Origin of the sequence: Candidatus Magnetominusculus dajiuhuensis (assembly GCF_046044395.1) — a bacterium.
GTDB lineage: Bacteria > Nitrospirota > Thermodesulfovibrionia > Thermodesulfovibrionales > Magnetobacteriaceae > Magnetominusculus > Magnetominusculus dajiuhuensis.
This window is the reverse complement of sequence record NZ_JBJUSG010000034.1, coordinates 19,482-28,708: the sequence shown is the minus strand read 5'-3', so window position 1 is coordinate 28,708 and position 9,227 is coordinate 19,482. Positions and strand designations below refer to the sequence as shown.

The following is a 9,227-nucleotide window of genomic DNA, read 5'->3' as shown; positions in this document are numbered from 1 at the left end:
CTCAAAAAAAAAGGGGGGGGGGGGCTGCTTTACTATTGTGACACAGTCTGTTCGCGGGAATGACAGAATAAAAAATATGAAAACGACAGACAAAGCCGAACAAATGAACACCAAAAATATCATGCCATTCTCTTTTTTTGTCATTCCTGCGGAAGCAGGAATCCAGGAAACCATCGGTCAGCGCTAAAAGTGTAGGCAATTTCTGCCTAATTTTTCTAATGCGATTGCCCTGCCGGGCTACTAGTATATATTACATTTTACTGTGATATCCTGTACTTGCTGCGAACGTCTGTTAACTTGCCGCAGGTCATCACGCCCTCGGCACAGTTGCCGCTTACGCAGTCAGGGCCGGCCGTTGAGAAAATCGTCGGGGATACCGTCTGCACAAGCCTGAGCATCTCGTCTGCTGCGGCGTGGATTTCCCACTGCGCCCGATTGCAGCAACGCTGCCGGAAAAAATGCAGCAGTTCACGGGCGTTCATGGTTACGATTATCTTGGTCTCACAGGCGTTTGGAAGCACAAAGCGCGCGTCCTGATTGCTGGATTCGCCTTCATAGCCAAGCTCATTCAATCTTTTTGATATTTGTGCATAGGCGGAGTGTGCCTCTTTCATAAAGTCATCAAATATCTTTTTGAGGGTCTTGTCGGAGCCGATAGATGGCGGCACTATGTAGTCTAATGAGTCGTCTTCGCCTGTCTTCATAGAGACATAGCGCTGGGACTGCTGGCTATAGGAGGCCAGCCTGTGGCGCACCAACTGGTGCGAACACGCGCGCGATATGCCCTCAATGGCAAATGTAAACGAGGAGTGCTCTATTGGGCTGAGGTGTCCCATATCCATTAGTTTTTGTATAAAACCCCGCTGGTCCTTTTTTGTTATCTTTTTCTTCAACCCCTCTATGTCCGAAGGGCTGTAGCAGAGCTTGGCGGCCATTGCCACTAATTCCTCAGGCTCAGGGGTATGTCTTAACAGCATTACCTTTAGTTTTGTCTCACCCATAGCGTCATTCCTAACTAAAACTCTCTTTGGTGGAAGGGAAAATCCCTTGTTCTACCTCTTCTTTGTACTGTTTCAGGGCGTTGAGGGTCTCACCTTTTAAATTGGCGTATCGCTTTACGAATTTTGGTACAAACCTCTCGAAAAGCCCCAGCACGTCATGAAGCACGAGGATTTGTCCATCGCAGCCAGCGCCGGCCCCTATGCCAATTGTGGCAATGGACAAAGAAGCGGTTATCTGACTGGCCAACGCGCCGGGCATTGCCTCAAGCACTATGCTGAACGCCCCCGCGTCCTCAAGTCTTTTGGCGTCATCTATTAAAATCCTGCCCGCCTCCTCAGTCTTTCCCTGCACCTTGTAGCCGCCCATCCTGTATATAGCCTGCGGGGTAAGCCCTATGTGCGCCATCACGGGTATCTCGGCACGCACTATCGCCCTGACCTGAGGGACTATCTCGCTGCCGCCCTCTATTTTAATCGCCTGGGCGCCGGATTCCTTTATAAATCTGGCCGCGTTTCTAACCGCGTCCTCAACCGAAACCTGATACGACATAAAGGGCATATCCCCTATTACCATAGATTTCTCAACCGCTCTGGACACGAGCCTCGTATGATAGAGCATCTCATCCATCGTCACAGGCAGCGTGTTGTCAAGCCCCTGCACTACCATAGCGAGGGAATCTCCAACTAACACGCCGTCAAAGCCGACCTCATCCACTATGCGCCCAAACGTATAGTCATAGGCCGTTATCAGCGTCAGCTTCTGCCCCTTTTGTTTCTTATCCCTGAAATGCTGTATCGTCGCCCTTGGCATTTTTTTTATAACAGCCCCGCCCTGTGAAGAATCTCAGGGACTTTGTCCTCCATGCCGATGGCCATTATATGCACACCGTCACAGATTTTCTCTTCCTTGAGCTGCTTAATATGCCTCGCCGTGATGCTCATCCCCGTGTCGAGGGCCTTCTCTTTGCCCGCCGCCTTTAGCTCGGCTATCAACTCCGCCGGGACCTTTATGCCGGGTACGTTGTTATTTAAAAAATTTGCCATGCCGACACTTTTTAACACCACGAGTCCGGCCATCACCCGCGCGTTTTTCTCTCTGGCAAAGGCCATAAAACTCTTAAACTTCTCAATGTCGTAGATGGCCTGCGTCTGGAAGAAATTCGCACCCGCCCTGACCTTCTTTTCAAACTTCATCAACTGCGGCTCAAGAGGGTTTGACTCCGGCGTGACTACCGCGCCCTGAAAAAAACTCGTCGCCCCCTTCATTTCGTTTCCAGACATGTCCTTGCCCTTGTTCATGGACTCAACAAGCTGAAGGAGCTGCACAGACTCAATGTCATAGACAGACTTCGCGCCCTTCTGGTCGCCCGCCGTAACATGGTCGCCGGTCATACATAGGACATTGTGAATGCCAAGCACCGACGCGCCAAGCAGGTCTGACTGCAGTGCTATGCGGTTTCTGTCGCGGCAGGTCATCTGAAGAATAGGCTCAAGCCCCTGTTCCATTGCTATTTTACATACGGCAAGCGAACATATCCTCATCACGGCAGACTGGTTGTCTGTAACATTTACCGCGTCTATCTTGCCTTTAAGTATGTGCATGTCGTGTATCATCGTTGCTATATCGGTGCCCTTTGGCGGACCGACCTCGGCCGTAACGACAAATTTACCGGATTCAACGGCTTCTTTAAAACTCATAATCGTGGTCTCCTTTTTTTTTAAATCTCATTGTCAGCGTTATCCCCTTCACGCGGTATTATATCATATCCACACGGTATTTTTCTTTCTTTACAGAGACTCCCTATTGACATTAAAAACCTTGTAGTGTTATTTTCCATAGAATGACGTGCTCCGGTAAGCTGATGGATTATAATAAAATACTTGATAATTTCTCCGGCAAGCGTATCCTTGTTATCGGCGATGTTATTTTAGACCACTTCGTATGGGGTAACGCCGAAAGGATTTCCCCTGAGGCCCCTGTGCCGATTGTTGACGTGCAGTTCGAGACTTATCTGCCCGGCGGGGCGGGGAATGTCGCCAATAACATCGCCTCACTCGGCGGCCATTGCTGCCTCTGCGGCATAATAGGTACCGGACACAAGGCCGATATTATGTGCTCGCTCCTAAATGAAAAAAAGATTGACATCTCCGGCGTATTCCATGACAGCCGCCCAACTACCATTAAGACACGCGTGATTGCCAATAATCAGCAGATAGTGCGCTTTGACAGGGAACACCGCGAGCCGATTGGGGCAAAAACCTTCAGAAGCATTACCGGCTATATCGCCTCAAATATAGATAAATTCGACGGCATCATCATATCTGACTACAAAAAAGGTGTCATAACGCCCCAGCTTATTAAGTTCCTGATGGAACAGGCCAAGGCCACAGGCGGCCTCTTCGCGGCGGTTGACCCCAAGGTAGGGCATTTTCATTACTATAAAGGGGTCTCACTCATAACTCCAAATAAAAAAGAGGCGGCAGAAGGCTCCGGCATATCAATACGCGATACGCAGTCCCTTGAAAAGGCAGGCCTTAAACTCCTCAAAGACCTTAAATGCGGCGCCGTCTTAATAACTCGCGGGGATGAGGGGATGAGCCTGTTCTATGGCAAAGAAATCCATCACATCGCAACGGCCGCCAAAGAGGTTTATGATGTTACCGGCGCCGGAGATACCGTAATAGCGGCGTTTACTCTGGCTCATATCTCAGGGGCGTCCATGTATGACGCTGCCGTAATCTCTAATTTAGCAGCGGGCATCGTAGTCGGAGAGGTTGGCACGGCAGCCACAACCATAGACCAGATTAAATATGCGCTCAACGCCGCACATGACGGTTTAAAAACAGATTAAGGAGACGATATGAAGATTCTTGTAACCGGCTCGGCCGGGTTTGTGGGCGGTTACCTTGTGGACGAGCTTTTAGAACACGGCCACGAAGTCATCGGGATAGACAATTTCTCAAAATACGGCAAGGTGGAAAAATCTTACGATTCCAACACCGGGTTCCGCTTCGTCGAGGGTGACGCAAAGAATGTTGAACTGCTCAAAGAGTTGCTTTCGGACTGCGATCAAATTGTGGCCATTGCGGCAATCATAGGTGGTATTTCCTTGTTTCACGAGCTGGCGTATGATTTAATCGCCGAAAACGAGAGAATAACCGCCGCGGCATTCGACGCCGCTATCTGGGCGTTTCAAAACAGGAAACTAAAGAAGATAAACGTCATATCCTCCTCTATGGTGTTTGAGAGCACTAACAACTATCCAACCCCCGAAGGGGAACAGATGAACTGCCCGCCACCGTTGTCCACGTACGGCTTTCAAAAGCTGGCCTGTGAGTACTTCGCAAAGGGTGCCTATGAGCAGTACAAACTCCCATACACAATAATAAGGCCATTTAACGCGGTAGGCATAGGTGAGAAACGCGCAAAGGTGGAAAAGGAAATCCTCTCCGGAAACGTCAGGCTTGCCATGAGCCACGTCGTCCCTGACCTCGTTCAGAAAGTACTCAAGGGGCAGTACCCGCTTCACATTCTCGGAAAGGGAAACCAGTTGCGCCACTACACCTATGCCGGTGACCTTGTGCGCGGTATCCGCCTGTGCATAGAGAGCCAAAAGGCGGTGGGCGAGGATTTTAATATCTCAACTAATCGCTCAACAACAGTCCTTGAACTGGCGGAGTTGATCTGGAATAAAATTAACACAGATAAACCATTTAGATACACATGCGATGACCCGTTTAAATACGATGTGCAAAAAAGGGTTCCCAACGTGGAAAAGGCTAAAAGAGTCTTAGGGTTTGAGGCCGGGACATCGCTTGAGGCCGCCCTCGACGAGGTTATCCCGTGGATTAAGGCACAAATAGAGATAGGCGGCATATAGGCAAGTGAGCGAATTGCCCCTCGCTATTATCATCCCCGTTTATAATGAAGGGAAGAACATCGCCACGGTGCTGGCCGCGATACACGAGAAGGTCACAACCCCACACAGAATATATCTTGTTTATGATTTCGACGAGGACGACACGCTGCCCGCGGCAAGGCGGTTTATTGAACGAAGGCATCCGATAAGTTTTATGAGAAACCCGGAAAGAGGTGTGGCAAGCGCTATAAAAACGGGCCTAAAGACCGCCGACGGGGACTGTCTGCTCGTGACAATGGCAGACATGTCAGACGATTATGCCGATGTTGACAAGATGTATCGTTTGATAGAAGAGGGCTGCGACATAGTGTGTGGCTCAAGGTATGTAAAGGGCGGGGGGCAGGTAGGCGGCCCGTTAATAAAGAAAAATTTATCGAAAGCGGCGGGATTGTCTTTAAAGGTTATCGCGGGGCTTCCAACGCATGATGCGACAAACAGCTATAAATTATACAGAAGAAAGGTCATTGAAACGTTTGAAATTGAGAGCGACGGCGGTTTTGAAATCGGACTTGAGCTTGTAGTCAAGGCACACATTGCCGGATTTCGCATAGCCGAAGTGCCAACCATCTGGCACGACAGAGAGAAAGGCCAATCACGCTTTAAGATAATTAAGTGGTCACCCAAGTACCTGAGGTGGTACCTCTACGCGATGAGAAACGCCCTGCTTTAGGGAAGCCCTTTATTTTTCTGATAGTTTTTTGCTACCATACTTGTAGAGGAGGGTAGGGTTTGAATTTGAGGGATGTGCTGGTATTAAAAGATAAACGGGGCTTTACGCTGATTGAGCTTCTGGTAGTCATGCTGATACTGGGACTTCTGGCGGCACTGGTTGCCCCTCGCATGTTTAATAAGGTTGGAAAAAGTAAACAATCCGCCGCCAGGGCACAGATAGAGCTTCTCGGCCAGGCCCTTGAGCAGTTCAAGATAGATACGGGAAGATTCCCCTCAACAGAGGAAGGTCTCGACGCCCTTCAGAAAAACCCCGGCGCTGACGGCTGGGACGGCCCTTATCTAAAGAAAAGTGTACCGTCTGACCCATGGAAACGCCCCTATCACTACGTCTTCCCCGGTAACCACGGCGACTACGACCTCTACTCTTTCGGCGCAGACGGCGCAGAAGGCGGCGAAGGCGAAAATAAAGACATACGAAGCTGGGAATGACAAGGATTTTAAAAGATTAACGACGAAGGGGGGGTAACCCCCCCTTCACCCCGTAGTTTTGCCAATGTTTTGTCTATTGCGTTTGGGCTGCCGCCTGTTGGCGGCCTCAGTGCTCCGGTGGTTTTTTCTATTTTACCAGTGCACCAGGGGGGATTTCTCTGTCTACCGTTATCAGCGTTAGCCCTTCGGCGTCAGATGCGGCCAGCACCATCCCCTGTGACTCAACCCCCATGAGCTTTGCAGGCTTGAGGTTTGCCACTATAACCACTGTCTTGCCGGGCAGCTCCTCCGGCTTGTAGTGCTTTCCTATGCCCGCCACCACCTGGCGCTCCCCGCCAGAGTCAACCGTTAATCTAATGAGCTTGCTTGAGCCTTTCACGGCCTCAGCGGCAATTATCTTCGCGGTCTTGAGCCTTACCTTCGCGAAGTCGGCAATGTCTATGATGTCTATGATGCCCTCCTCCTTAGGAGGTGGCACTGAGGCTTGAGGGGCTTTAGGCGGCTTGATCTCTGTTTCAATCCTTGGAAACATCTGTTCTATCTCCTTAATCTGCATATTTTTTTCAATCAGGCCCCATTGGCTTACTTCGGGAAGGGTTACTATTGAGGCGTCCCCATTCGTTAAATGGTTGTAGAGCATCGCCATTGATTTCGGCATAAACGGATAGAGGTACAGGCTCACAAACCTGAGGCCCTCCATTAATGAATATATAACCGTGCGCAGTCTGCCCTCTGTTTCGCTGGATTTGGCAAGTACCCAGGGCTTGTTTGTATCAATGTATTTATTTAAATATGTTACGAGCGTCCATATATCATCTAATGCCCTATGAAAGGCAAGGTTATTGAGATGGTCGGCTATGCTCAATAAAATATCCTCAGCGAGGGTTTTTAGTTCGATCTCCGCTGCGTCGGGAGTTGGTATCTTGCCTTGAAAAAACTTATTCAGCATGGCAAATGACCTGCTGACCAGATTCCCAAGGTCGTTGGCAAGGTCGGTATTGATTCTCCCCACAAGCGCCTCCTCTGAGAAATCCCCGTCAAGGCCAAACGTTACCTCGCGAAACAGGAAATACCTCAGCGCGTCCGCCCCGTACCTTTCTATTATTTTAAACGGGTCAACCGCGTTGCCAAGAGATTTCGACATCTTTTGACCCTTCATAGTCCACCACCCATGGGCGAACAGGCGCTTAGGCAGGGGTATATCCAAAGCCATCAACATAGCGCTCCAAAACACCGCGTGGGTTGTTAGGATATCCTTTCCTACTATATGAACGGTGGCTGGCCAGAAATCCTTCTTATTGCCGCTTAAATAGCGCGTCGCAGAGTAATAGTTTATCAGGGCGTCAAACCATACGTAAGTCACATAGTTATTGTCAAACGGCATAGGCACACCCCATGAGAGCCGCTGGGCTGGTCTCGATATGCATAAATCTCCGAGGGCGTTTGACCTTAGGAATCCAAGGACTTCGTTTCTCCTTGATTCGGGCATTATATAGCCGGGATTGTCCTTTATGTGCGTCACGAGCCTGTCGTGGTACTTCGACATAAGAAAAAAATAATTCTCCTCTTCTATCTTCTCAACCGCCCTGCCACAGTCGGGGCAGATGCCGTCCTTTATGTCTTTATCTGTCCAGAACCGCTCATCATGCGTACAGTACCAACCCTCATAGCGGCGCTTTACAATCTCTCCCTTGTTGAAGAGCTGAAGAAGGAAATCCTGGACTGTCGAAATGTGGTCAGGATGGGTTGTTCTTATGAAGGCGTCATTTGTAATGTCAAGCCTTGTCCAGAGTTTTTTGAAATTCTCGCAGAGCTTGTCTGTATGTGCAGAGGGGGTTAATCCTGCGGCTTGTGCAGCTTTAAGTACCTTCTGGCCGTGTTCGTCAGTGCCTGTAAGAAAAAACACGCCGCGCCCCATCAATCTATTGAATCTTGCCAATATATCTGCCGCAACCGTCGTATATGCGTGTCCTATATGCGGGACATCGTTTACATAATATATAGGGGTTGTTACATAAAAAGATTTTACTTCCACAGATTTTTCTTCCATGATAACGTATGACCTCCGTGTTGTTATGTGTTGTTACGGTTCTGTGTTGTTATTGTTTCTTTTTGGCCTTAAATTTCCTGTATCTCCATTTATTTTTCTTCTCGCCGGGCTTTGTCTCACTTGGTGTGTCCTTTGATGCGTCTGCGGGGGATTCCTGTTTTACCGGTTCTTGCGGGGTGGTGTCTGCACTGCCACCAGCCTTTGTCTCAGATGCCTCTTTTGCCGCAGCCGTCTCTTTTGCCGCAGTGGCGGTGGAGGGTCTCCTGATAAATTGCTTTTTCCTGCGGTCACGATTTTTCGATGCCGCCGTGGCGGTATCCGGGGTAGATTCTGACACCTCATTGCCGTCGGATTGCGGTGCCACCGCCGCACCTTCAACGTTAATACAGAACCCGCATTTCTCTTCCCCGATTAGTTCATCTATAGCTATGTCTTCCTTTATCACTATGGCGTCCTCTGCCCTGAAATCATCTACCTCAAAGCCCAGGCAGCACATCAGTCTGCCGCAAAGCCCTGATAACTTGCCAGGATTTAAGGCAAGGTCCTGTTTCTTTGCCATTCTTATAGAAATCGGTGCAAAATTTGACAGAAACGTCCGGCAGCATACCTCCCTGCCGCATATACCTATTCCCCCTATGAACTTTGTCTCATCCCTTACGCCTATCTGGCGCATCTCTATTCGTGTCTTGAACCTTGAGGCCAGGTCTTTCACAAGTTCCCTGAAATCTATCCTGCCATCAGCCGTAAAGTAAAACACTATGCGCCGCCTGTCAAGCGTTACCTCCGTATACACCAGCTTCATGGGAAGTACACGCGCGGCAATCCTCTCAAGGCAGTACTCTCTTGTCTGCTGTTCCAGCAAGTCGTTGCCTTCCTTTGCGTTGATGTCCTCCTCGGTAACGCTGCGGATGACCTTTTTTAACTCCTTATCGGCGACTTCTATGGTTTTCTCGCCTATGGCTACGTTTCCTATGGTCAGGCCAAAACTTGATTCCACTACGACGAAATCTCCAACCTTTACTGTCAACCCGTCTACCTCGAAATCGTAAATCTTACCACATTTCTTAAATCTGATACCGACAACTGTAGGCATAT

10 protein-coding genes are annotated in these 9,227 nt (G+C 49.3%); 5 read left to right on the top strand and 5 right to left on the bottom strand.

The window, feature by feature from the left end; all coding sequences use genetic code 11:
* Positions 1–187: hypothetical protein (locus tag AB7D94_RS06660; RefSeq protein ID WP_420264956.1), on the top strand; the 187-nt coding region annotated here is incomplete at its 5' end.
* A 70-nt stretch (positions 188–257) separates the two neighbouring features.
* Here AB7D94_RS06660 and thyX read toward each other — a convergent pair.
* The 3 genes from thyX to AB7D94_RS06645 are packed head-to-tail and all read right to left on the bottom strand — an operon-like array spanning position 258 to position 2,699.
* Positions 258–1,001 (bottom strand): FAD-dependent thymidylate synthase, encoded by a 744-nt coding sequence (gene thyX / locus AB7D94_RS06655; RefSeq protein ID WP_420264955.1) that lies wholly within the window; start codon positions 999–1,001, stop codon positions 258–260.
* 10 nt (positions 1,002–1,011) lie between these two features.
* Positions 1,012–1,812 carry a 3-methyl-2-oxobutanoate hydroxymethyltransferase gene (panB, locus tag AB7D94_RS06650; protein WP_420264954.1) on the bottom strand — a complete coding sequence of 267 codons (801 nt, stop codon included), beginning with the start codon at positions 1,810–1,812 and terminating at the stop codon, positions 1,012–1,014.
* 5 nt (positions 1,813–1,817) lie between these two features.
* Positions 1,818–2,699, bottom strand: a complete 882-nt coding sequence (locus AB7D94_RS06645) for a methylenetetrahydrofolate reductase (RefSeq protein WP_420264953.1) — start codon at positions 2,697–2,699, stop codon at positions 1,818–1,820.
* Between the two features lie 164 nt (positions 2,700–2,863).
* Between AB7D94_RS06645 and rfaE1 the strand changes: the two genes are divergently transcribed.
* The 4 genes from rfaE1 to gspG are packed head-to-tail and all read left to right on the top strand — an operon-like array spanning position 2,864 to position 6,082.
* On the top strand, positions 2,864–3,853 hold the full coding sequence (gene rfaE1, locus AB7D94_RS06640) for a D-glycero-beta-D-manno-heptose-7-phosphate kinase (protein ID WP_420264952.1): 990 nt from the start codon (positions 2,864–2,866) through the stop codon (positions 3,851–3,853).
* 9 nt (positions 3,854–3,862) lie between these two features.
* Complete coding sequence (locus tag AB7D94_RS06635; protein ID WP_420264951.1) at positions 3,863–4,882, top strand: NAD-dependent epimerase/dehydratase family protein; 1,020 nt, start codon at positions 3,863–3,865, stop codon at positions 4,880–4,882.
* Positions 4,883–4,886: 4 nt separating this feature from the next.
* The gene (locus tag AB7D94_RS06630) at positions 4,887–5,591 is read left to right on the top strand and encodes a glycosyltransferase (RefSeq protein ID WP_420264950.1); all 705 of its coding nucleotides are present in this window, start codon (positions 4,887–4,889) and stop codon (positions 5,589–5,591) included.
* A 59-nt stretch (positions 5,592–5,650) separates the two neighbouring features.
* Positions 5,651–6,082 carry a type II secretion system major pseudopilin GspG gene (gene gspG, locus AB7D94_RS06625; protein ID WP_420264949.1) on the top strand — a complete coding sequence of 144 codons (432 nt, stop codon included), beginning with the start codon at positions 5,651–5,653 and terminating at the stop codon, positions 6,080–6,082.
* A gap of 127 nt (positions 6,083–6,209) precedes the next feature.
* Here the strand turns inward: gspG and metG are convergent, their stop codons facing one another.
* Positions 6,210–8,132 carry a methionine--tRNA ligase gene (metG, locus tag AB7D94_RS06620; RefSeq protein ID WP_420264948.1) on the bottom strand — a complete coding sequence of 641 codons (1,923 nt, stop codon included), beginning with the start codon at positions 8,130–8,132 and terminating at the stop codon, positions 6,210–6,212.
* Positions 8,133–8,181: 49 nt separating this feature from the next.
* Positions 8,182–9,225: a PSP1 domain-containing protein gene (locus AB7D94_RS06615; protein WP_420264947.1), complete on the bottom strand. Its 1,044-nt coding sequence runs from the start codon at positions 9,223–9,225 to the stop codon at positions 8,182–8,184.
* Positions 9,226–9,227: the final 2 nt, after the last annotated feature.

Excerpts from the sequence above, each read along its gene's own strand:
- thyX (WP_420264955.1), bottom strand. The coding sequence starts at position 1,001 with ATGGGTGAGACAAAACTAAAGGTAATGCTGTTAAGACATACCCCTGAG.
- panB (WP_420264954.1), bottom strand. The coding sequence starts at position 1,812 with ATGCCAAGGGCGACGATACAGCATTTCAGGGATAAGAAACAAAAGGGG.
- AB7D94_RS06645 (WP_420264953.1), bottom strand. The coding sequence starts at position 2,699 with ATGAGTTTTAAAGAAGCCGTTGAATCCGGTAAATTTGTCGTTACGGCC.
- rfaE1 (WP_420264952.1), top strand. The coding sequence starts at position 2,864 with ATGGATTATAATAAAATACTTGATAATTTCTCCGGCAAGCGTATCCTT.
- AB7D94_RS06635 (WP_420264951.1), top strand. The coding sequence starts at position 3,863 with ATGAAGATTCTTGTAACCGGCTCGGCCGGGTTTGTGGGCGGTTACCTT.
- metG (WP_420264948.1), bottom strand. The coding sequence starts at position 8,132 with ATGGAAGAAAAATCTGTGGAAGTAAAATCTTTTTATGTAACAACCCCT.
- AB7D94_RS06615 (WP_420264947.1), bottom strand. The coding sequence starts at position 9,225 with ATGCCTACAGTTGTCGGTATCAGATTTAAGAAATGTGGTAAGATTTAC.